20 protein-coding genes and 1 tRNA gene are annotated in these 21,790 nt (G+C 68.3%); 13 read left to right on the plus strand and 8 right to left on the minus strand.

The window, feature by feature from the left end:
- Window positions 1-20 precede the first annotated feature (20 nt).
- The 3 genes from yidC to ttcA all read right to left on the minus strand — a co-directional run bounded on the left by yidC (window position 21) and on the right by ttcA (window position 4,625).
- The gene (gene yidC, locus DFP88_RS09890; RefSeq protein WP_110814330.1) at window positions 21-1,826 is read right to left on the minus strand and encodes a membrane protein insertase YidC; all 1,806 of its coding nucleotides are present in this window, start codon (window positions 1,824-1,826) and stop codon (window positions 21-23) included.
- A 283-nt stretch (window positions 1,827-2,109) separates the two neighbouring features.
- Complete coding sequence (locus tag DFP88_RS09895) at window positions 2,110-3,675, minus strand: putative bifunctional diguanylate cyclase/phosphodiesterase (protein ID WP_110814331.1); 1,566 nt, start codon at window positions 3,673-3,675, stop codon at window positions 2,110-2,112.
- A gap of 80 nt (window positions 3,676-3,755) precedes the next feature.
- On the minus strand, window positions 3,756-4,625 hold the full coding sequence (gene ttcA / locus DFP88_RS09900) for a tRNA 2-thiocytidine(32) synthetase TtcA (RefSeq protein ID WP_110814332.1): 870 nt from the start codon (window positions 4,623-4,625) through the stop codon (window positions 3,756-3,758).
- Window positions 4,626-4,765: 140 nt separating this feature from the next.
- On the opposite strand from ttcA, the gene DFP88_RS09905 reads away from it, so the two are divergent.
- Window positions 4,766-5,272, plus strand: coding sequence for a superoxide dismutase family protein (locus DFP88_RS09905; protein ID WP_110814333.1), 507 nt, complete (start codon window positions 4,766-4,768; stop codon window positions 5,270-5,272).
- Between the two features lie 12 nt (window positions 5,273-5,284).
- Here DFP88_RS09905 and yidD read toward each other — a convergent pair whose 3' ends face one another.
- Genes yidD through rpmH form a run of 3 tightly spaced genes read right to left on the minus strand, consistent with a single transcriptional unit; the run spans window position 5,285 to window position 6,059 of the window.
- Window positions 5,285-5,506 carry a membrane protein insertion efficiency factor YidD gene (gene yidD / locus DFP88_RS09910; protein WP_110814334.1) on the minus strand — a complete coding sequence of 74 codons (222 nt, stop codon included), beginning with the start codon at window positions 5,504-5,506 and terminating at the stop codon, window positions 5,285-5,287.
- Window positions 5,503-5,916 (minus strand): ribonuclease P protein component, encoded by a 414-nt coding sequence (gene rnpA / locus DFP88_RS09915; protein WP_425450828.1) that lies wholly within the window; start codon window positions 5,914-5,916, stop codon window positions 5,503-5,505. The genes yidD and rnpA overlap by 4 nt, the downstream gene beginning before the upstream one ends.
- A gap of 8 nt (window positions 5,917-5,924) precedes the next feature.
- The gene (gene rpmH, locus DFP88_RS09920; protein ID WP_013385276.1) at window positions 5,925-6,059 is read right to left on the minus strand and encodes a 50S ribosomal protein L34; all 135 of its coding nucleotides are present in this window, start codon (window positions 6,057-6,059) and stop codon (window positions 5,925-5,927) included.
- A 209-nt stretch (window positions 6,060-6,268) separates the two neighbouring features.
- Here rpmH and DFP88_RS09925 point away from each other — a divergent pair, with 209 nt between their 5' ends.
- The 4 genes from DFP88_RS09925 (at window position 6,269) to DFP88_RS09940 (ending at window position 10,034) form a co-directional block, all read left to right on the plus strand.
- Window positions 6,269-6,994, plus strand: coding sequence for a TVP38/TMEM64 family protein (locus DFP88_RS09925; RefSeq protein WP_110814336.1), 726 nt, complete (start codon window positions 6,269-6,271; stop codon window positions 6,992-6,994).
- A complete protein-coding gene (locus DFP88_RS09930) occupies window positions 6,994-8,409 on the plus strand; it encodes a dihydrolipoyl dehydrogenase family protein (RefSeq protein WP_110814337.1) in 1,416 nt (471 codons plus the stop codon). Before DFP88_RS09925 ends, DFP88_RS09930 begins: the two co-directional genes overlap by 1 nt.
- A gap of 29 nt (window positions 8,410-8,438) precedes the next feature.
- Window positions 8,439-9,860: a sensor histidine kinase gene (locus DFP88_RS09935; RefSeq protein WP_110814338.1), complete on the plus strand. Its 1,422-nt coding sequence runs from the start codon at window positions 8,439-8,441 to the stop codon at window positions 9,858-9,860.
- 97 nt (window positions 9,861-9,957) lie between these two features.
- A tRNA-Arg gene (locus DFP88_RS09940) sits at window positions 9,958-10,034 on the plus strand.
- A gap of 135 nt (window positions 10,035-10,169) precedes the next feature.
- Here the strand turns inward: DFP88_RS09940 and DFP88_RS09945 are convergent.
- Window positions 10,170-10,730 (minus strand): TetR/AcrR family transcriptional regulator, encoded by a 561-nt coding sequence (locus DFP88_RS09945; protein WP_220032316.1) that lies wholly within the window; start codon window positions 10,728-10,730, stop codon window positions 10,170-10,172.
- Window positions 10,731-10,864: 134 nt separating this feature from the next.
- Between DFP88_RS09945 and DFP88_RS09950 the strand changes: the two genes are divergently transcribed.
- From DFP88_RS09950 to DFP88_RS09975, 6 genes are all read left to right on the plus strand, one after another.
- Window positions 10,865-11,587: an SDR family NAD(P)-dependent oxidoreductase gene (locus DFP88_RS09950; protein ID WP_110814340.1), complete on the plus strand. Its 723-nt coding sequence runs from the start codon at window positions 10,865-10,867 to the stop codon at window positions 11,585-11,587.
- 797 nt (window positions 11,588-12,384) lie between these two features.
- On the plus strand, window positions 12,385-13,164 hold the full coding sequence (locus DFP88_RS09955; RefSeq protein ID WP_220032317.1) for a glycoside hydrolase family 108 protein: 780 nt from the start codon (window positions 12,385-12,387) through the stop codon (window positions 13,162-13,164).
- The gene (locus tag DFP88_RS09960; protein ID WP_110814342.1) at window positions 13,161-13,379 is read left to right on the plus strand and encodes a hypothetical protein; all 219 of its coding nucleotides are present in this window, start codon (window positions 13,161-13,163) and stop codon (window positions 13,377-13,379) included. The genes DFP88_RS09955 and DFP88_RS09960 overlap by 4 nt, the downstream gene beginning before the upstream one ends.
- Window positions 13,369-13,518 carry a hypothetical protein gene (locus DFP88_RS17045; protein WP_181418614.1) on the plus strand — a complete coding sequence of 50 codons (150 nt, stop codon included), beginning with the start codon at window positions 13,369-13,371 and terminating at the stop codon, window positions 13,516-13,518. The genes DFP88_RS09960 and DFP88_RS17045 overlap by 11 nt, the downstream gene beginning before the upstream one ends.
- A 65-nt stretch (window positions 13,519-13,583) precedes the next feature.
- Window positions 13,584-14,405 (plus strand): aldo/keto reductase, encoded by an 822-nt coding sequence (locus tag DFP88_RS09970; RefSeq protein WP_110814344.1) that lies wholly within the window; start codon window positions 13,584-13,586, stop codon window positions 14,403-14,405.
- A gap of 115 nt (window positions 14,406-14,520) precedes the next feature.
- Window positions 14,521-16,575 (plus strand): catalase, encoded by a 2,055-nt coding sequence (locus DFP88_RS09975; protein ID WP_110814345.1) that lies wholly within the window; start codon window positions 14,521-14,523, stop codon window positions 16,573-16,575.
- Window positions 16,576-16,697: 122 nt separating this feature from the next.
- Here the strand turns inward: DFP88_RS09975 and DFP88_RS09980 are convergent, their stop codons facing one another.
- Window positions 16,698-17,492 carry an SDR family NAD(P)-dependent oxidoreductase gene (locus tag DFP88_RS09980; RefSeq protein WP_110814346.1) on the minus strand — a complete coding sequence of 265 codons (795 nt, stop codon included), beginning with the start codon at window positions 17,490-17,492 and terminating at the stop codon, window positions 16,698-16,700.
- Window positions 17,493-17,664: 172 nt separating this feature from the next.
- Here DFP88_RS09980 and treZ point away from each other — a divergent pair, with 172 nt between their 5' ends.
- Window positions 17,665-19,419: a malto-oligosyltrehalose trehalohydrolase gene (gene treZ, locus DFP88_RS09985; RefSeq protein WP_110814347.1), complete on the plus strand. Its 1,755-nt coding sequence runs from the start codon at window positions 17,665-17,667 to the stop codon at window positions 19,417-19,419.
- Window positions 19,419-21,725: a malto-oligosyltrehalose synthase gene (gene treY, locus DFP88_RS09990; protein ID WP_110814348.1), complete on the plus strand. Its 2,307-nt coding sequence runs from the start codon at window positions 19,419-19,421 to the stop codon at window positions 21,723-21,725. Before treZ ends, treY begins: the two co-directional genes overlap by 1 nt.
- Window positions 21,726-21,790: the final 65 nt, after the last annotated feature.

Genomic DNA, 21,790 nt, shown 5'->3' on the forward strand with positions numbered 1-21,790 from the left:
GATCCGGGCCAGCCGCGCGGTCACTTCTCGGTCGCCTGCTTGCGGCGGAAGGTCGAGCGGATGTTGCCGAAGACGTCCGGCTTGGCGCCGTGGCTGCGCATGATCAGGTACTGCTGCACGAAGGTGATCGTGTTGTTGGCGATCCAGTACAGCACCAGCCCGCTGGCGAAGTGGCCCAGCATGAACATGAAGATCAGCGGCATCCAGGCGAAGACCATGCGCTGCGTCGGATCGGTCGGGGCCGGGTTCAGCTTTTGCTGCAGCCACATCGACGCGCCCAGCAGGATCGGCAGCACGCCGAGGCTGATGATGGCGAGGATGCTGTCCGGGCCGGGGGCGGCATAGGGCAGCAGGCCGAAGAGGTTCAGGATCGAGGTCGGATCGGGGGCCGAGAGGTCGTGAATCCAGCCGATCCAGGGCGCATGGCGCAGCTCGAGCGTGACGAAGATCACCTTGTAGAGCGAGAAGAAGATCGGGATCTGCAGCAGCATCGGCAGGCAACCCGAAGCCGGGTTCACCTTGTTGTCGCGGTAGAGCTTCATCATGCCCTGCTGCAGGGCCTGCTTGTCGTCGCCCGCGCGCTCCTTGAGCTTCTCCATCTCGGGCTGAAGTTCCTTCATCCGCGCCATGGAGACGTAGGACTTGTAGGACAGCGGGAAGACGAGGGCCTTGAGGATCAGCGTCAGGACGAGGATCGACCAGCCCATGTTGCCGATGAAGCCATGCAGGAAATGCAGCAGCCAGAAGATCGGCTTGGTCAGGAAGAAGAACCAGCCCCAGTCGATGGAGTCGACGAAGCCGGGAATGCCGCCCTCGTTCTGGTAGTCTCGGATCGCTTCCCATTCCTTGGCGCCAGCGAAGAGACGGGTGTCGGTGGCAAGGCTGGCGCCCGGCGCGATCTCCTGCGCGGGCAGCACGGTGTCCGTCTGGTAGACCTGCGTGCCCTCGTTGAAGCGCACGACCGAGCGGAAGGGTGCGCCCTGCGTCGGGATCAGCGTGGTCATCCAGTACTTGTCGGTGAAGCCGGTCCAGCCGTTCTCGGCGACCTGCAGCGCCTCGGCGCGGCCACGCCCGGAGGGATCCGGGTCGAGGTCGTCCATGTTCTTGTACTTGATCTCTTCGAGGGTGCCGTCCGTCATCCGGACCACGCCCTCGTGCAGGATGAAGAAGTTCTGCGTGTCGGGCTGGCCGTGCCGCGCGACGAAGCCGTAGGGGGCCAGGGTCACGGGGGTGTCGGTGGTGTTCTCGACCGACTGGGCGACGTCGAACATGTAGTTCTCGTCGACGCTGATGGTGCGGCGGAAGATCAGCCCCTCGCCGTTGTCCCAGACCAGCGTGACGGGCGTCTCGGGGGTCAGGCTGCCCTCGGTCTCGGCCTGCCACAGCGTGTCGGGCCCCGGAAGGGAGGGGGCCTCGTCCCCGGCCGGGGCGGTCCAGCCCCAGAGCGCGTAATAGGGCGCATCGCTGCCGATCGGCGAGAGCAGGCGCACCAGCGGAGAGGTGGGGTCGAGCGTTTCGTGGTAGCGCGTCAGCGACAGGTCGTCGATCCGGCCGCCACGCAGCGAGAGGCTGCCGTTCAGGCTGGGCGTCTCGATCTCGATCCGCGGCGCGTCGATGGCGACCTGCTCTTCGGCGCCCGTGACCTCGGCGATCTCGGCGGTGCCGGCAAGCCCGGTCTCGGAGCCGGTCGTCGTGCCTTCGGTCGCGACCTCGTCGGTATCGGGTTGCGGCGCCTGCGCCTCGGGCGGGAACAGCAGGAACCACCCGACGATTACCACGAGGCTCAGCAATGTCGCCGAGATGATGTTCCGCGTCTGGTCTTCCATGCGCGTGCACTCCCGCCGGCTGCAAAAGGTCAGCCCGCCTTCAATAGCCGCAGGCAGGGAAGGTCAAGCAAAATCCCGGAGCGCCCGCCGCCGCGCAGCCCGGGCACCGCAGACTCTGCGGGGGCCTCTTGCGGTGCTGCGGGTCCTTTCAGGCGCCGCGCCTTGCCTCCCCGAAGGCGCGGGCGGGCCACCGAGCGGCCCCTTCCCGATCGGGGCGCAGCGGGGCACGGCGAGGCTGCGCGTCAGGGTGCGGCCGGTGCCGCCTGCACCGCCTCGGCGGGCTTCAGCCCGTGCTGCGCCGCCCTGCCGCCGGCGCGTCCTGTGGCCCTGGCCGTGGCACGCCGGCCGCCTCGAGCCAGCGCGCCGCGGCCTCTCGCGGCATCGGGCGCGCGATGCCGAAGCCCTGCAGGTGGCCGCAGCCGAGATCCTCGAGGATGCGCTGCTGCTCGGCGGTCTCCACGCCCTCGGCCAGGGTGTCGAGGTCGAGTTGCTTCGCCATGAGCAGGATGGCGGAGACAAGCTTGCGCTGTTCGGGATCCGTGGCGATGCCGCTGACGAAGCTGCGGTCGATCTTTATCCGCTGGATCGAGAGGCGGCGGATCGAGGTGATGGCGGCATGGCCGGTGCCGAAATCGTCGAGGTCGAGGCAGCAGCCCAGCCGCGCCAGGCCGGCGAGATTGCGAACAACGACGTCCTCCTCCCGGTTGGCGATGACGGTCTCCAGCACCTCCACCACCAGCCGCTGCGGCGTCATGTCGAAGCGGTTCAGCTCGAGCGCGATACGCTCGACGAGGGCCGGGTCGCTCAACTCTTCGTGCGAGAAGTTCACGCTGACATGGGGCACCGCGTAGCCGCTGTTGTCCCATATCCGCAGGGTGTTGAGCGACTCCTGCACCATGAGCTCGCCCAGGCGGTGGATCTGGCCGGCCTGCTGCACGGCCGGCAGGAATTCGGCGGGCGGGATCAGGCCGCGCTGTGGGTGATCCCAGCGGGCCAGCGCCTCGAAGCCGCTGATCCGGCCGCTGCCGACCTCGATCTGCGGCTGGAAGAAGGGCATGATCTCGCCCCGCCCCATCGCCGCGGGAATATCCTCGGCCAGGGTGCCGCGCGCCCGGATCCGGCGCCGCATCGTCTCGGAGAAGCTGCGCACCGCGCCGGGGCCGTGCCGCGAGGCTTCGATCTGCGCCAGGATCGCGGCCTGCAGCAGGCTTTCCCCGCCGAGGATCGTGATGCGCTCGGCCAGGGCGAAGCCGATGGAGACGGTCGGATGCAGGCGCAGCGTACCGATCGAGACCGGCTCGCTCAGGCTGCGCTGCAGTCGGCCGCAAAGCTGGGCCGCCGTCTCGAGCGTGAGGCGGGAGCCGGGGGAGAGCGCGACCGCGAAGCAGGCGCCGTCAAGGCGCCCGACGGCATCGCCGATCCGCATCTCCTGCGACAGGCGGCGCGCGATGATGCGCAGCAGGGCCTGCTGGACCTCGTGGTCGTGGATCTCCTCCAGCGCGCGAAAGCGGTCGATCTCGACGACGAGGGCGCCGCCGCAGGAGGGTCGTCGTCCCCGGGCCAGGTTCCGCTCGAGCGCGCGCACGATGTCCTGGCGCAGGTGCAGGCCGGTGGTGGCGTCGCGTGCGGGCTGGGGGCGCAGCAGGGCGAGGCCGGCGCAGAGCGCGAGGCACAGCGCCAGCCCGAAGAGCGCAAGGCGCACCGGCTGCAGGTCCGGCAGCCCCGAGACGACCATCGTCAGCACGGCCGCGGCAAGCAGGGCGAGGGGCAGGACCAGCTGCTGCCCCGCCGGATGCCGGACGAGGCGGACGAGCCGGGGGATCGCACGAGCTGGCGATATCTTCTGCATACCGGTCACGAGCACCTTGCGGGGACGCCGGATGGCGCCCCTTCCGCATGGCGGTCTAAGCCAGTCGCTCGCCGCTAGTGTTAACCGAGCGGCGAATTTTCCGATGGATTTTCGGTATCTTCGCTTCGAATGGCGAGGTCGCGGAAGGAGAACAAAGCCGGATCAAGGAGATGGCTGGGCCGGGCGTTCATCAGGGCGCGGAACATCTTTTGCCGGCGGCCCGGGTGATTGGCCTCCCACTGGTCGAGCAATTGCTTGACCTGCTGGCGCTGCAGCCCGTCCTGGCTGCCGCAGAGATCGCAGGGGATGATCGGGTAGCCCATGGCCCGGGCGAAGCGGTCGCAGTCGGCCTCGGAGACATGGGCGAGGGGGCGCAGCACGAAGAGGTCGCCCTCGTCGTTGACCAGCTTCGGCGGCATCGTTGCCAGCTTGCCGCCGTGGAACAGGTTCATGAAGAAGGTCTCTAGGATGTCGTCGCGGTGATGGCCCAGCACCACGGCGCTGCACCCCTCTTCACGGGCGACGCGGTAGAGATTGCCCCGGCGCAGGCGCGAGCAGAGCGCGCACATCGTCCGCCCTTCGGGCACCTTGTCCATGACGATGGAATAGGTGTCCTGGTACTCGATCCGGTGCGGCACGCCGCGCTGGGCGAGGAACTCCGGCAGGACGGTGGCAGGGAAGCCGGGCTGCCCCTGATCGAGGTTGCAGGCCAGCACCTCGATCGGCAGCAGGCCGCGCCACTGCAGCTCGGTCAGTGCGGCGAGGAGGGTGTAGCTGTCCTTGCCGCCCGAGAGGCAGACCAGCCAGCGGTCGCCGGGGCGGACCATGGCGTAATGCTCCACCGCCTCGCGCACGCCCGCGATGATGCGCTTGCGCAGCTTGCGGAACTCCGTCGTCTTGGGGGCGCCGTTGAACAGCGGATGGATGTCGTCTTCTGCATCGTCGAGCATGGCCTGGAACCCCTTCCTGCGGACCCGATTCCCTATCGCATGCAGGCGGGCCAGAGGGAACAGGGCCACGCGGGAGGTGTTTCGCCATCAAGCCAGGTCGGTGCGCCTATGCACCGGCCGAAGCCCGAGGAGGACGAGACATGACACGCTTTGCACTGGCCGCCACGGCGGCGCTTCTGCTGCCCGTCGCCGCCACCGCGCAGGATGCCACCGCGACCCTGATGGCGCAGGACGGGACCGAACACGGGACCGTCAACTTTACCCAAGGGCCGAACGGCGTTCTGGTTGAGGCGCGTGCCACGGGCCTGCCCGAGGGGCCGCATGGCTTCCATATCCACGAAACCGGCGCCTGCGAGGGAGACTTCACCTCCGCCGGCGATCACTTCGCGCCCGGCGGCAATGGCCATGGCTTCCTGTCGGATGGCGGCTATCACGCCGGCGACCTGCCGATCCTGCATGCCGCCGCCGATGGCACCGCCACGGCGGATTTCTTCGTGCCGCAGCTGAGCCTCGGCGACGGCGGCGAGGCTGACATGATGGACGAGGACGGCAGCGCCGTGATGTTCCACGCAGAGGGCGACAGCTACATGGAAGAGGCCGGGTCGGGCGACCGTCTGGCCTGCGGCGTCATCGAAGCCGCGGAGTGACGGCGAGCCCGGTCAGTCCGGGACGTTGTCGATCCCGCTGCCGCCGAGGGGGTGGCAGCGGAAGAGGCGGCGCAGGGTCAGCCAGCCGCCCCTGATGCCGCCATGCCGCTCCAGCGCCTCGAGCGCATAGGCCGAACAGGTGGGTGTATAGCGGCAGGCATGGCCCATCCACGGGGAGGCTGTCACGCGGTAAGCCCTGACCGGCAGGGAAAAGACCCAGGCGAGCGGCGTCACGGGGCCTCGGCCCGGTGCACGCGCCGCAGGGCCGCCACGAGATCCTGCTGCATCTGCGCGAAATCCATTGACCCCGTCACCTCGGGACGCCCGACAAGGACGTAGTCCCAGCCCGGCGTTCCATGCGCGGGCAGGGTGAGGCGCGCGATCTCGCGCAGGCGCCGCTTGGCCCGGTTACGGGCCACCGCATTCCCGACCTTCTTGGAACAGGTAAAGCCGACGCGGATTGCTCCGGCCGGCTCGTCCGGCCCGCGTTCGCGGGCCTGCAGGTGAAAACCGTGGGTGCCGGCTCGCTTCCCGCGCGAGGCGCGCAGGAAATCGGAGCGCTGGCACAGAACCTCGGGCGCCGGGGCCGCAGGGGCGGCCTTGGCCTCGCCGAGGGGGCGCACCGAAGGGTCCGGTGCCCGCACGGCTGGGATCAGGCGCTGAGAACCTTGCGGCCGCGGGCGCGGCGCGCGTTCAGGATCTTCCGGCCGGCCTTGGTGGCCATGCGCGCGCGGAAACCGTGGCGCGCCTTGCGGACACGGTTAGAGGGCTGGAACGTGCGTTTCATCGCGCTTTTCTCCGTCGTCGGTCGGTCATCGGGCCGCAGAACGGGCCCGGGGAATGTTCGAAGCCCGTGCCTTAGTGGCCTCGTGCCCGCCTGTCAACGCGGAAGCCTGCCCGAAGACGGCCGGATTGGGCGCGACAGGGCGGCGCGCAGGGGCCATGCTGCGCCTTCGCCCTGTCATGCGGGGACCGCGGCGGCAAAGGAGCCTGACCATGCCAGATGACAGTTCCCCCCGGCGCCTGCTGCGCTACGCGCCCCTCGTGGCGATTCTGGCTGCGGCGACTGCCGGTTTCGTGCTGTTCGGCGACCGCCTCAGCTTCGACACGCTTGCAGAGAATCGCGAGGCGCTGCTGGCCTTTCGCGATGCGCATTATGCCGCGACCGCCGCGCTTTTCGTGCTGGCCTATGTCCTTGTCGTGGCGCTGTCGCTGCCGGGCGGCACGGTGATGACGCTGACCGGCGGGTTCCTCTTCGGCACCTTTCCGGGCGTGCTTTACAACATCGGCGGCGCGACGCTGGGCGCTACGCTGCTGTTCCTTGCAGTGCGGGCCGGGCTCGGACGGCACCTCGCGCAGCGCATCGACGAGAGCGAGGGCTGGATCCGCCGCCTCAAGCGCGGGATCGACGAGACAATGTGGTCGACCCTGCTGCTGATGCGGCTGCTGCCGGCAGTGCCCTTCTTCGTCGCCAACCTGCTGCCCGCTCTGGTCGGGGCGCCACTGGCGGCCTACGTCGTCACCACGCTGGTCGGCATCGCGCCGGGGGCGCTGGTCTATACCTCGGTCGGGGCGGGGCTCGGCGCCGTCTTCGCCGCCGGAGGCCGCCCGGACCTTGGCCTGCTGTTCGAGCCGCGGATCCTCTTGCCGCTTCTCGGGGTGGCAGTGCTGGCCGCGCTGCCCCTGGCCCTGCGCCTGGCACGAGGACGAAAGGAGCCGTGATGGAACGGATCGAGACGGATATCTGCGTGATTGGCGCCGGATCGGGCGGGCTGACCGTCGCCTCGGGCTGCGCGCAGATGGGTGCCCGCGTGGTGCTGATCGAGAAGGGCGAGATGGGCGGCGACTGCCTCAACCGCGGCTGCGTGCCGTCCAAGGCGCTGATCGCCCTGGCCAGCCAGGCCCAGACGATTCGCTCCGGCGCCCCGGGCATCGCGGGCAGCGCGCCGCAGGTCGATTACGCCGCCGCGATGGAGCACGTGCAATCCGTCATCACCCGCATCGCGCCGGACGATTCGCAGGAGCGGTTCGAGGGGCTTGGCGTGCGGGTCATCCGCGAGGCTGCGCGCTTCACCGGCGAGGACGAGGTCGAGGCCGGTCCCTACCGCATCAAGGCCAAGCGCATCGTGCTGGCGACAGGCTCCCGCCCCCTCGTGCCGCCGATCGAGGGGCTGGAGGCGGTGCCCTACCTGACCAACGAGACGCTCTGGGACCTGCGCGAGGCGCCGCACCACCTGCTGATCGTCGGCGGCGGGCCGATCGGGATCGAAATGGCGCAGGCGCACCGCCGCCTCGGCTGCGAGGTGACGGTGATCGACGGCGCAAAGGCCATGGCCAAGGACGACCCGAAGCTTGCCGCCGTCGTGCTGCAGGCCCTGCGGGACGAGGGCGTGCGGATCGTCGAGGATGCCAAGGTCACGCGGGTCGAGGGGACGCAGGGCGCGATCACTGTGCAGACCAGCCTCGGCGCCTTCGAGGGCTCTCACCTGCTGGTCGCCGTGGGGCGCGAGGTGGTGAAGGAGGGGCTGGACCTCGAGGCCGGCAAGGTCGCGGCGGAGGGGCGGGGCATCGACGTGGACGACAGCCTGCGCAGCACCTCCAACCCCCGCGTCTATGCCATCGGCGATGCGGCGGGCGGGCTGATGTTCACCCATGTCGCCGGCTATCACGGCGGCGCCGTGACGCGCGCCCTCGCGCTGGGGTTGCCCTCGAAGGTCAAGGACGGGCATATCCCGCATGTGACCTACACCGACCCCGAGCTGGCGCAGGTCGGCCTGACGGAAGAGGAGGCCCGGAAGCGTCACGGCGACAAGCTGACGGTGATCCGCGTCCCGATGGAGCAGAACGACCGCGCCCGCGCCGAGGGGCGGACCGAGGGCATGATGAAGCTGATGGTGGTGCGCGGGCGCTGCGTCGGCGCCGGCATCGTCGGCCCGCATGCGGGCGAGCTGATCGGGATGTGGTCCCTTGCCGTCTCGGCCGGCACGAAGCTGACCAAGATCAGCGGCACGGTGCTGCCCTATCCGACGCTGGGCGAGATCGGAAAGAAGGCCGCTGGCAACTATTTCTCTCCGAAACTGTTCGGTAACAGATGGGTGAAGGCGGCGGTGCGGACGGTCCAGCGCAGGCGATCGTAACCCGCGGCGCCAGACGTTAGGCTTGATCGATGCTGAACACCCTGTCGGGACGATTCCTGATCCTCACCACCATCTTGGTGGTGCTGGCAGAGGTATTCATCCTCGCGCCCTCTCTTGCGCGCTACCGCGAGAATTACCTGCTGTCCCGTCTTGAGCGGGCGCAGATTGCCTCGCTCGCGGTCGAGGCTTCGGATGCGCTCGACCCCGGGCTCGAGCAGGAGCTTCTGGAAAACGCCGGCGTCTTCAACGTGGTGCTGCGCCGCGACGAGGTGCGCCAGCTTGCGCTCTCCTCTCCGATTCCCGAGCCGCTCTTCGCCACCTACGACCTGCGCGAGGAGACCGGCCTGTCGCTGATCCGCGAGGCAATCGAACTGCTGGCCGATCCGGAGAACCGGGTGATCCGGGTGATCGGCGATCCGGTCCGGCAGGGCGGGTTGCTGATCGAGGTGACGATGGAGACCGGGCCGCTGCGCCGCGAGATGATCGAGTACGGGCTGCGCATCCTCGCCGTCTCGGCGGCGATCTCGGGCATCACGGCGACGCTGCTCTTCCTCGCGGTCCAACGCTTCATGGTGCGCCCGATCCGACGGCTGGTCGGGCAGATGCGGCACTATACCGTTGAGCCGGAGGATACTCGCCGCATCATCGAACCCCGCGCCACCCTGCGCGAGCTGCACGAGGCGGAGACCACGCTGCAGCTTCTGGAAACCCAGCTGACCAATGCGCTCAAGCAGAAGGGGCGGCTGGCGCAGCTGGGCGGGGCGGTCGCCAAGGTCAGCCACGATTTGCGCAACATCCTGACCTCGGCCCAGCTTTTCGCGGACCGGATCGAGGGGGTCGACGATCCCACCGTCGCCCGCCTCGCGCCAAAGCTGGTGGGCAGCATCACCCGCGCCGTCTCGCTGTGCGAATCGGTGCTGGCCTTTGGCCGCGCCGAGGAGCCGCCGCCCAACCTGACGCGCTTCGCGCTGGCCCGGCTGGTCTCGGACGTGCTCGACGCAGAGCGTCTGGCCGCCGGCGAGGAGGCGATCTCCTTCTCGGAGGATGTCCCCAGCGGGCTGGTGATCCGTGCCGATCAGGAGCAGCTGTACCGCGTGCTCTCCAACCTCGTGCGCAACGCGCGCCAGGCGCTCTCGGCGACCGGCGAGGAGGGCGAGGTCTCCGTCTCCGGCACCGAATGCGAGGATCACTGGCGCATTGCCGTCACGGATACAGGCCCCGGCATGCCGCCGCGGGCGCGCGAGAACCTGTTCCAGGCCTTCTCGGGCGGGGTGGCCAAGGGCGGCTCGGGCCTCGGCCTCGCCATCGCGGCCGAATTGGTGCGCGGGCATGGCGGGCGTCTCGACCTTGCCGGCAGCGGGCCGGAGGGAACCTGTTTCGTCATCTGGCTGCCGCGCGGGGATGCCACGGTCGCCGCGGCTCCGCAGGGCGCGATGATCGAGGCGCAATAGGCCCTGCCGGCAGGGCGGGGCGAAACTTCCGCGACGGCGCCGGGATTTCCCCTTGCGCCCGATCGCACCCCCGGCTAAATCCGCCCCACTCTAGCGCGGACTGGTAGCTCAGTTGGATAGAGTACTTGACTACGAATCAAGGGGTCGGGGGTTCGAATCCTCCCCAGTCCGCCATTTTCCCTGTGTGGGGTGTCAGGCAAAACTGACCTTCCTGTCAGGTCGCTGACCCAAATCGCTTATGCCAAAGAAAAGCTGCCGCTCGTGCGCATTGCAGCGAAGGTCGGGAGCGAGCCCAAAGCTGGCGGCCGTTCATTTTCCAACGGCTACCAGATAGGCGCGGCACATAGCTTTGAGCCCGGACTTCAGACCCGAGATCTCTTCCTGTCCAAGCCCGCGTTCGAAAGCATTGCGGACGGAGCCGTAGATGACGGTGGTCAGAAGCAGGTTCACCTCACCTGCATCCGGCGACCGAAAGTCAGAGGTCTGACAGAAAATTTCCGTGGTCGCCTTGTCTACGCGCGCGGCGAAAGCATGGAGGAGCGCGTCAGTCTCCAATTCCGCAACCGAGCGATAGAGCGCTCGCGTCAACTCGGGACGCTCAGTCTTGGCGGCCCAGTAGGTGTCGATCAGCGCCTCGGCCGCCTCTTCAAACGGACGCCCCTGCATGCGGGCGCAGGTGGCCTCCACCTGCTCGGCCAGCGTCGTCAGGAAGCGTTCGTTCAGCGCGTAGACGAGCGCCTGCTTGTTGGGGAAGTACTGGTACATCGTGCCGACCGAAACACCGGCCCGTTCGGCCACGCCTGTGGTCGTCAATCCGGCCATCCCCTGTGACAGCAAAACCTGAATCGTCGCCTCGAAGATCGCATCCACGGTGACGCGGGATCGCGACTGAGACGGTGTTTTCCGGGGCTTCAGGGCCTTAGGCGGCTGCGGCGGCATATGCGAATCCAATATCTGAATGATCCTTCATATAATCTGGATAACCGTAAAAGAAGGAAAGACTTATGACACCGACACGCATTGCCCTCGTGACCGGCGCCAACAAGGGGATCGGTTTCGAAATTGCCCGCAAGCTCGCCGGGGCCGGCGTTCACGTCCTGATCGGCAGCCGCGACAGAGCGCGGGGCGACGCCGCCGCAGCCCTGCTGACCAATGAAGGGGTTGCCGCCGAAAGCCTTCATCTCGATCTCGACTCCGCCGAGGCCATCGCAGCCGCGGCGGCCACGATAGAGTCCCGCTTCGGCCGCCTGGACATCCTCGTCAACAACGCCGGCATCTTCGATTTCGGCGACGCGGCGCCCGGCAAGGCCTCGGTGGAGGCCGTGCGCCGGGTCATGGAGGTCAACTTCATCGGGACGCTCGCAGTGACGCAGGCCATGCTGCCTCTGCTGCGTGCCGCGCCCGGGGCGACAATCGTAAACCTCTCGAGCTCGATGGGCTCACTTGCGGAAAACGCGGACCCCGAGGCGCCCTACTACTCTCAGCGCTTCATCGGCTACAACGCGTCGAAGGCAGCGTTGAATATGCTGACGATCCAGCTGCATGAGGAGCTGCAGGCCGAAGGTATCAAGGTGAACTCGGTCAGCCCGGGCTTCGTCAAGACCGATCTTACGGGGGGCTACGGCGAGATGACACCGGAAGAAGGCGCAAGGTTGCCGGCCAAATACGCCCTGGAAGCTGAGGTCAGTGGCCGCTTCTTGGAGCCGGGTGGCCAAACGCCTTGGTAAATGGCCGCAAAGTCCGCATGGGAGACCTTCCCATGTCCTGCGTCCAAGGTCCGGTCTAGGTCGGAAATGCTCGGCGGCTGGGTCGGGATTGCTCGCCACAGCACACTGTCACAACCCAGAAAACCGTAGCATCGAGTCGCTTTCGCTCGGCGTTCGCCACTCTGCCGCCGCTAAGGCAGAGCCTATAACCTCCCGATAGCCGAAGAAACCCGTCGTTCGTGCGCCTTGCGGCGAAGGTCGGAAGCGAACCCATTGCGAACCTTCCTAGCCGAGATATCTTTCCCTCATGATCGATCGCACTGGGAATAACGCATGGCTGAGAGGGTTCGTCGAGCGGGCCATCCATGCCTGGAAGTTCATCCTGCGGTGCCATAGGGAATCTTACGGAAAACTCGGGGATGTGAGGACCTGGCTGATAAGCCTCGCGGTGTCGGCAGGGTTCCTTCTTATCGCATTCCTGATTACCCACTGAACGACCGCTTCGTCACTCGTGGTGGACCTTCGCCTGATCTGCGCGCAAGCTCCGTTCGGTGTCGAACTGCTCGGCAGTTGGGTCGGGATCGCGTGCCGCGGCAACCCCTCACAACCCGTAAAACTGTAGCTTCAAGTTTCTTTCGCTCGGCGTTCGCCACTCTGCCGTCGCTGAGGCAGAGCCGCTAGCCTCCCGATAGCCGAAGAAGCCCGTCGCCCCGCGCAACGCGTTGCGCGCCAAAGGCTTGCCGCGCACGGCGCTCTTACGCCTTCGCCACGGCCCACTGGCATCATCCGCCGGCCCGATTTCGGCGAAGGAGGCCTTGATGACCACCCGTTTCGACCGTGCGCTGCCGCTCGTCCTCGCGCATGAGGGCGGCTATGCCAATGACCCCGCCGATCCCGGCGGCGCGACGATGCGCGGCGTGACGCAGGCCACCTACGACGCCTGGCGGCGGCTTCAGGGGCAGGCACCGCGCGACGTGCGCGCCCTGACGGGGGCAGAGCTGCGCGCCATCTATCGCCGGCAGTACTGGGACGCGGTGCAGGCGGATGTGCTGCCGCCGGGGCTGGGCTATGCCCTCTTCGACGCGGCAGTGAACAGCGGGCCGGCGCGGGCCGCGCGCTGGCTGCAGCAGGCCGCAGGCATGCCCGCGCAGGAGGTCGATGGCGTCGTCGGCGCGCGGACCCTCGCCGCCGTGGCCACGCATCCTCCGGCGCGTCTGGTCGAGGCTCTCTGCGACCGCCGCCTCGCCTTCCTGCGCCGGCTGCGGCACTGGCCGCGCTTCGGCCGGGGCTGGTCGCGCCGCGTCGCCGAGGTGCGGGCCCAGGCGCTGATCTGGGCGCAGGACGAGGCGGCGCCGGCCTCGCCCCCTGCCTCCGAGATTGCGCCCGCCGGCCGGCACGGCGGCGGGAAGGAAAGGCTGGACGCCACGCTGCGCGATGCGGCCCGCGATCCGACGGTTCTGACCGGCGCGGGCGGCGTCCTTGGCGGCGTGGCGGCGATGGCGCAGGGCGACGGGCCGATGCAATACGCGCTGGCGGCGGTGCTGGTGCTGGCCGCGCTGGGCGCCTTCGTCCTGCTGCTGCGCCGCACCCGGCCATGAGGGGGACGCTGCTTGCCGCCGCCGTCCTCGCGGCCCTCTGGGCCGCCAGCCTCGGCGGCGCCTACCACAAGGGCCGCAGCGACGCCGCCGCAAGGGCCGAGGCGCGCGCCGCGCAGGGCTACCGCGACACCCGCGAAAGGATCGACGATGCGCTGGACATGGCTCCTGCTGACGATGACGATCTGCGCCGCCGGCTGCGCGCGCTTGCCCGCTGACAGCGGGCCTGCGCTCTGCGCCGGGACCGAGGGCGCGCGGCGTGATCATGCCGCTGCGCTCTTGCACGATGGCGGGCCTTCCAGCCAGCGCAGCGGGCTGCGCCTGCTCGAGGCGCTGGAGGCCGGCTGCGACGGCTAGGGCTTTCCGGGCGGCGGCATCGGCCTAGGCTTCCTGCCCAACGAAAAGCAAGAGGACACGAGCCAATGACCGAACCGACCCTGAAATTCCATGACGGCCATGCCATCCCGCACTTCGGCATCGGCGTCTGGCAGGTGCCCGGCGATGAGACTGCTGGCATCGTCGAAGCCGCCATCAAGCAGGGCACCCGCCTGATCGACGGGGCCAAGATCTACGGCAACGAGACCGAAATGGGCGAGGGCATCCGCCGCGGCGGCGTCGCCCGCGACGAGCTTTTCGTCACCTCGAAGCTCTGGAACGACGACCAGGGCTACGACAGCACGCTCAAGGCCTTCGACGGCACGATGGAGCGGCTGGGCCTCGACGTGCTGGATCTTTACCTGATCCACTGGCCCTGCCCGGACCGCGACGCCTATGTCGATACCTGGAAGGCGATGATCGAGCTGAAGAAATCCGGACGCGTCCGCTCCATCGGCGTGTCGAACTTCACCGCCGACCATATCGACCGCGTGGTCTCCGAGACCGGCGAGGTGCCGGTGCTGAACCAGATCGAGCTGCATCCGCAGCTGCAGCAGGCCGAGATGCGCCGGGCACACGAGGGCCGCGAGATCGTCACGCAAAGCTACTCTCCGCTCGGCGGCGGCACGCTCTTCGACGCGCCCACTGTCATGCAGATCGCCGAAAAGCATGGCAAGACGCCGGCGCAGGTGCTGCTGCGCTGGAACATGCAGCTGGGCAACGGCGTCATCACCCGCTCGACCAAGCCCGAGCGGCTGGAGCAGGCGCGCGAGGTTCTGGCCTTCACCCTGCCGGAAGAGGACATGGAGGCGCTGGCCGGCCTCGACGCCGATGCGCGGCAAGGCGCCCATCCCAGCGAGATGAACTGACGCTAGCGTACCAACGCCGCGTTCCCCGGCCCGGCAGGGGAACAGGGAAACGGGGGGGCGGGTTCTTCACGCAGGAAGGGCCCAGCCCCCCTTTTCCTTACAGGCAGGTAGCGACATGGCCCCCAAAGATTCCGGCACCCCCAAGGGCGGCGAGATCCACCAGACCGCAGGCGGCGACACCCCCGTGATGACCACGGCCAACGGCATCCCCGTCTCGGACGACCAGAATTCCCTCAAGGCCGGGCCGCGCGGCCCTGTGCTGATGGAAGACTTCGCCCTGCGCGAGAAGATCTTCCACTTCGACCACGAGCGTATCCCCGAGCGCGTGGTCCATGCCCGCGGCTTCGGCGCCCATGGCACCTTCGAGCTGACCGACGATCTGTCCGACATCACCGCGGCGCAGATCCTGACCGAGGTGGGCGAGAAGACCGACGTCTTCGTCCGCTTCTCGACCGTGGCGGGCAACAAGGGCTCGGCCGATCTTGCGCGCGACGTGCGCGGCTTCGCCGTCAAGTTCTACACCAAGCAGGGCAACTGGGACCTCGTCGGCAACAACATCCCGGTCTTCTTCATCCAGGACGCGATCAAGTTCCCCGACCTGATCCATGCCGCCAAGGCAGAGCCGGATCGCGGGTTCCCTCAGGCGCAGACGGCGCATGACAATTTCTGGGACTTCATGTCGCTGATGCCCGAGGCGATGCACATGGCGCTTTGGATCATGTCCGACCGGACGATCCCGCGCAGCTTCCGCTTCATGGAAGGCTTCGGCGTCCATACCTTCCGGCTGGTGAACGCCGAGGGCAAATCTTCCTACGTCAAGTTCCACTGGAAGCCGAAGCAGGGCCTGCAATCGGTGCTCTGGGACGAGGCGGTCAAGACAAACGGCGCCGATCCCGACTTCCACCGCCGCGACATGTGGGCGGCGATCGAGGCGGGCGACTACCCGCAGTGGGATCTGGGCGTGCAGGTCTTCGACGACGCCTTCGCCGATGCCCAGCCCTACGACGTGCTCGACGCGACCAAGCTGATCCCGGAAGAGGACGTGCCCGTCCGCATCGTCGGCACGATGACCCTCAACCGCAACGTCGACAACTTCTTCGCCGAGACGGAGCAGGTCGCCTTCCAGACCGGCAACATCGTGCCCGGCATCGACTTCACCAACGACCCGCTGCTGCAGGGCCGGAACTTCAGCTACCTCGACACGCAGCTCAAGCGGCTGGGATCGACCAACTTCACCCATATTCCGGTGAACGCGCCGCGCTGCCCCTTCCACCACTTCCAGCAAGACGGCCACATGGCGATGCATAATCCCAAGGGCCGGGCCAACTACGAGCCGAACGGCTGGGGCGGCGCGCAGGGCGGCCCGCGTGAAAGCGCGAAGGGCTTCACCAGCTACCCCGAGGCGATGTCGGGCGAGAAGCGGCGCGTCCGGGCCGAGCTCTTCGCCGATCACTACAGCCAGGCTCGGCAGTTCTACATCTCCCAGACCGAGATCGAGCAGGGCCATATCGCCGATGCCTTCACCTTCGAGCTGTCGAAGGTCGAGACGCCGGTGATCCGTGAGCGGATGCTGGCCCATCTCGTCAACGTCGATGCGGATCTGGCGCAGACCGTCGCAGATGGCCTCGGCATGGCGCTTCCCGCCGCGCATGAGATGGCGCGCGAACCCTTCGCGGTGAAGCCTTCGGACAAGCTCTCGATCCTCAAGAACGGCCCCGATTGCATCAAGGGCCGCAAGATCGGCCTGCTTCTGACCGACGGCGCGGAGGACGCGCTGATCGAGGCGCTGCAAGCCGGCGCCAAGGCGCGCGGCGCCATGGTCGAGATTATCGCCCCCAAGGTCGGCGGCGTGACCACCGCCGGCGGCAAGCAGATCCCGGCGAACCAGAAGATCGATGGCGCGCCCGCCGTGCTCTACGACTTCATCGCCGTGATCGCCTCGGACGAAGGGGCCGCACAGCTTGCCAAGATGCATGCCGCGAAAACCTTCATGGCGGACGCCTGGGCTTACATGAAGCTGACCGCTCTCAGCGGCGGCGCCGCGCCTCTGGCGCAGGCCGGCGGCATGGAGACCTCGGGCAGCGGCGTGACGCCGCTCACCGATGCCGCCAGCGTCGAGACCTACCTCGACGGCTGCGCCAAGCTGCGCGCCTGGGACCGCGCCGCCTGACCGGACAGGTCCACCACCAAAACAAGGGGCGCGCCCATCCGGCCGCGCCCCTTCATGTTTCTGCAAATACTCCGGGGGGTGCGGGGGGCTGGCCCCCCGCCTCGCCTGCCGCCCGCGCGGCCCTAGATGTTCATCGCCCCGACGGAGCCGCCGTCCACCCGGTAGGCCGAGCCCACGGTAAAGCTGGCGAGATCCGAGCAGAGCAGCGCGATCACCGGCGCGACCTCCTCGACCTTGCCGCGGCGGCCCTGCTTCATGAAGGGACGCTCTTCCTTGAGGAAACTCTGGATCGTCTCCTCCTTGGACTCGCCGCTCTTCTCGGCGCGCTTCTCCATCATGCCGTCGGTCATCGGGCTCTCGATGAAGGCCGGGGAGACGGCGTTGATCAGCACGCCCTTGGCCGAATAGGGCATCGAGACGCCCTTGACGAAGTTCAGCAGCGCCGCCTTGGCGACGTTGTAGACCATCTCGTCGGGGTAGGGCTGCACCGCGTTCTCCGAGGTGACGAAGACGCAGCGTCCCCAGCCCTTGTCGACCATCTGCGGCACCAGAACGCGGCTCAGGCGCACGGCGGACATGAAGTCGATGGTCCAGGCCTCTTCCCAGTCCTCGTCCTTCATCTCCAGCGGGTCGCCCTTGGCGCCGGTGATGCCGGTGGTGTGCACGAGGATATCGGTGCCCCCGAGGGCCTTCATCCGCTCCGCCAGCCGGTCGAACTCCGCCGGCTTGGTCAGGTCGGCGGCGATCAGCGCCTCGACCCCGCCCAGCTCCTCGGCGGCCTTGTCCAGCGCCTCCTGATCCATGTCGCTCAGCACGATCGTCGCGCCTTCCGCCTTGAGCAGCTTGGCCGTCTCGAGGCCCATGCCGCCGGTGCCGCCGGTGATCAGCGCGCGCTTGCCCTTGATGCCCAGATCCATGCGTTCTCTCCTTCGAGGAAATCGTCGGGCTCCTTGCCCGTCTCGCGGGACGAACCCCCAGCCTCCGCCGCCGTTCCCCGCGGCATCGCCCGGAAATTGCATTGGTGCGATTGCGCGCTGGAACCACCCGGCCCGGCCTGTGGTTTTGGCATTATGGGGCAAAGGGTCATTCATGGTTAACGAGACGACTGGCGGGTCTCCCGCCGCGCGGCGCATCGGCAGTCGCTGGGGTGCGCATCCGGGCGACGACGGCGCATGGGATTTCGGCCTCTGGGCACCGGGGCAAGATAGCGTCGCCCTCGATCTGGATGGTGCCCGGCACGAGATGACCAAGGGCGACGACGGCTTCTGGCGCGCGTCGGTCACCGCGAAAGCCGGCCAAAGCTACAAATTCGCCATCGGCGGGCAAAGCTATCCCGACCCGGCCTCGCGCCGGCAGGATGGCGACGTGCATGCGCCCTCGGTCCTCGTCGATGCCGCGCCGCGCGCGGGCCGCGACAGCTGGGCCGGCCGGCCTTGGGCCGAAACGGTGGTCTACGAGCTGCACCTGGGCACCTTCACGCCCGAGGGCACCTTCAAGGCCGCCGCCGCGCGCATGGCGGATCTGGCCGAGACCGGGATCACCGCGGTCGAGATCATGCCGATCGCCCAGTGGCGGGGGAACCGCGGCTGGGGCTACGACGGCGTGCTGAACTACGCGCCGCACCCCGCCTATGGCACCCCGGACGAGCTGCACGACCTTGTCGAGGCCGCCCATGCCGCCGGGATCAGCGTCTTTCTCGACGTCGTCTACAACCACTTCGGCCCAGACGGCGCCTATATCCACGCCATCGCGCCGGAGTTCTTCGACGAAGGCCGGATGACCCCCTGGGGCGCCGCCATCGCCTTCGACAAGCCGGCGGTGCGCGACTTCTTCATGGACAGCGCGCTCTACTGGCTGGTCGAGTTCAACATCGACGGGCTGCGCTTCGACGCCATCCACCAGATCCAGGACACAGTGCAGCCCACCTTCATCGTCGAGCTGGCGCAGCGCGTGCGCGAGGCCGGCCTGCCGCGCCCGATCCACCTGATCACCGAGGACGAGCGCAACATCGTCGGCTACTTCGAGAACGGCGTGATCGACGGCACCTGGAACGACGACTGGCACCATTCGGTCCACGTCTCGCTGACCGGCGAGAGCAACGACTATTACAGCGACTACGCCCACGACCCGGTGGGCGATCTGGTCACCTGCATGGCCGAAGGGCAGGTCTGGCAGGGCAAGCCGCGGCCCGGCACCGACCACCTGCGGGGCGAGCCCTCGGGCCATCTGCCCTGGACCTGCTTTGTCAACGCCAACCAGAACCACGACCAGGTCGGCAATCGCCTCATGGGCGAGCGTCTGATCACCCTCGCCGGGGAGGATCGGGCCAAGACCGTGCATGCGCTGCTGCTCTGCCTGCCCTTCATCCCCATGCTCTTCATGGGCGAAGAGGTCGGCGAAGAGGCGCCCTTCATGTTCTTCTGCGACCACGACGGAGAGCTGGCGCGGATGACGCGCGAGGGGCGGATGAAGGAATTCGGCTTCCCCCCGGGCTCCGAGGACAAGATGCCCGATCCCAATGCCGCCGAGACGATGGAGGCCTGCCGCCCCTTCAAGGGCGATCCCGCGCGGCAGGACCGCTGGCGCGCGATGACGCGGCAGCTTCTGGCCCTGCGCCGCGAGAAGGTCGTGCCGCTGATCGCCTCGGGCCGCGCGGGCGCGGCGCAGGTGACGCGCACCTCCGACAGGTCCGTCCATGCGATCTGGCCCTTCGAGGCCGGACAGATCGAATGCTGGCTGAACATCGGCACCACGCCCGATCAGGCTCCCGATGTATCGGGCGCCGATCACGTGGTGCATGACATCGCCAGCGACCCCTTTGCTTTTGCCGTGAAGTATTCCTGATGACCCTCCCCACCTCGACCTACCGCCTGCAACTGCGCGAAGGCATGGACTTCAAGCGTGCGGAGGGGCTCCTGCCGCATCTGCGCGACCTCGGCATCAGCCACCTCTACCTCTCGCCGGTCTTCACCGCGACGAGCGGCTCGACCCATGGCTACGACGTGACCGACCCGGCTGAGATCGACCCTACCATCGGCGGGCGCGCCGGCTTCGCAAGCCTGTCGCGCGCGGCCGAGGGCATGGGGATCGGCGTAATCCTCGATATCGTGCCCAACCACACCGCCTTCGTGCTGGAAAACCCCTGGCTGCGCGACGTGCTGCGCCATGGCGAGGCCAGCCGCTATGCCCGGCATTTCGACATCGACTGGGGCAAGGGCCGGCTGGTGCTGCCGATGCTGACGGCGGAATTCGATACCGTCCTCGAAGAGGGGCGCGTGCGGATCGAAGAGGAGGCGGATGGCCCTGTCCTGTCGATTGACGGCGCGCTCAAGGTGCCGCTGGCGCCCGAGGGCCTGCCGTCCGAGGATCGCTGGCAGGACGCCGAGACGCTGCGCGAGGTGCATGCCGCGCAGGCCTGGCGCCTGACCCGCTGGGAATACGAGCGCGACGGCGTCACCCACCGCCGCTTCTTCAACGTCACCAGCCTGATCGGCATGCGGGTCGAGGATCCGGCGGTCTTCGAGGACATGCACCGGCTGCTCTTCGATCTGATCGACGAGGGGCTGGTTCAGGGCGTGCGGGTCGACCACATCGACGGCCTCGCCGATCCCACCGCCTACCTCAATCAGCTGCGCGCCAAGATCGGCGACATCCCCCTCTGGATCGAGAAGATCGTCGTCGGTGACGAGGCGCTGCCCGACTGGCCGGTCGAAGGGACGACAGGCTACGAGGCCGCGCGCGCCATCGCCCGCATCCTGACGGATGCCGCCGGGCTGGGCCGGCTCGACGGCGCCTGGCGGCGCGAGACGGGCCGAGAAGGGCGGTTCGAGGAGGCGCTTTCCCAGGCCAAGGGCGAAGTGCTGCGGCAGGAGCTGGCGGCGGAATTGCACCAGCTGATCGACCTCGCCCGCGAGGCAACGCAGACGCCCGAGGGCGACCAGGAGGTCGGCGACGAGGCCCTGCGCGAGGCGATCATCGGCCTTCTCGTGCAGTTCCCGCGCTACCGCACCTATTTCGATGCCGGCACGCCCAATCAGCCCGATACCGACCTGATGAAGCACGTCGCCGAGGAGGCGGCGCAGGACCTGCGCAGCGACGATGTCGTGCAGCGGCTGACCGGGTTGATCGTGACCCCCGAGAACGACGCCGCGCGCCGCTTGCAGACCCGCTTCCAGCAGGTCACCGGCGCGCTGATCGCCAAGGCGCAGGAGGATACCGCCGGCTTCCGCTGGAACCGCTACCTCGCCGCCAACGAGGTCGGGGCAGAACCGGACGAGGCCTACCTGACGGTCGAGGAGTTCGGCTCCTGGCTCGAGACGCGCGGCAATGCCGGGCTGACGCTGACCTCGACCCACGACACCAAGCGGGCCGAGGATGCGCGCATGCGCCTCGTGGCGATCAGCCACTTGCCCGAGGCCTTTCTCGACCTCTGGGATCGCAGCCTCGAGGTCGCGCCCAGCGAAGAGGTCGATCCCAACCTGCGCTGGTACATCCTGCAGGTCCTGCTCGCGATCTGGGAACCGCGCGAGGATATCGGCCCGCGCCTGGCGCAGCACGTCGAGAAGGCGATGCGCGAGGCAAAGGAGGTCACCACCTGGACCCATCCGGACGAGGAGGCCGAGGCCGCGGCCCAAGCGCTGACCGCCACGCTGGTCGAGGATTGGCACCGCGCCCTGCCGCAGGCGGCGCGCGAGCTGATCGCGCGGGGGCAGATCCTCAGCCTCGCCCAGGTGGCGCTGAAATGCGCGATGCCGGGCATTCCCGACATCTACCAGGGCTGCGAGGGCGGCGCCTACCACCTGACCGATCCCGACAACCGCCTCGCCGTGGATTGGGAGCAGATGCAGCACTTGGCCGAGCGCGACGATTTCGCCGGGCGCAAGTGCCGCCTGACCATGGCGCTGCTTGACCTGCGGCGGCGCTTTGCCGGGATGTTCGAGACTGCCGGCGTGCGGGTCGAAGCGCCGAGCGCCGATGGCCTGCGGCTGATCCGCGAGGGGCGCGAGGGCGTCCTGACGGTCGACATTGCCCTCGGCGGCGGTGCGGCGCCGCGCGGCGCCGCACTGCATTGGCCTACCGCCGACCGCGATGCCGATGCGCCCGTCGCGATCCGCTGGGCCCCGGCCGTGAGTGATCAGGCCGTGCTGTAACGCCTTGGAACCCGCCGCCTTGCGGCGGGTTCGCCTGCTGAAGCGACCGGCGGCCCCCTGTGGCG

It is taken from the genome of Pseudoroseicyclus aestuarii (assembly GCF_003217255.1).
Lineage (GTDB): Bacteria > Pseudomonadota > Alphaproteobacteria > Rhodobacterales > Rhodobacteraceae > Pseudoroseicyclus > Pseudoroseicyclus aestuarii.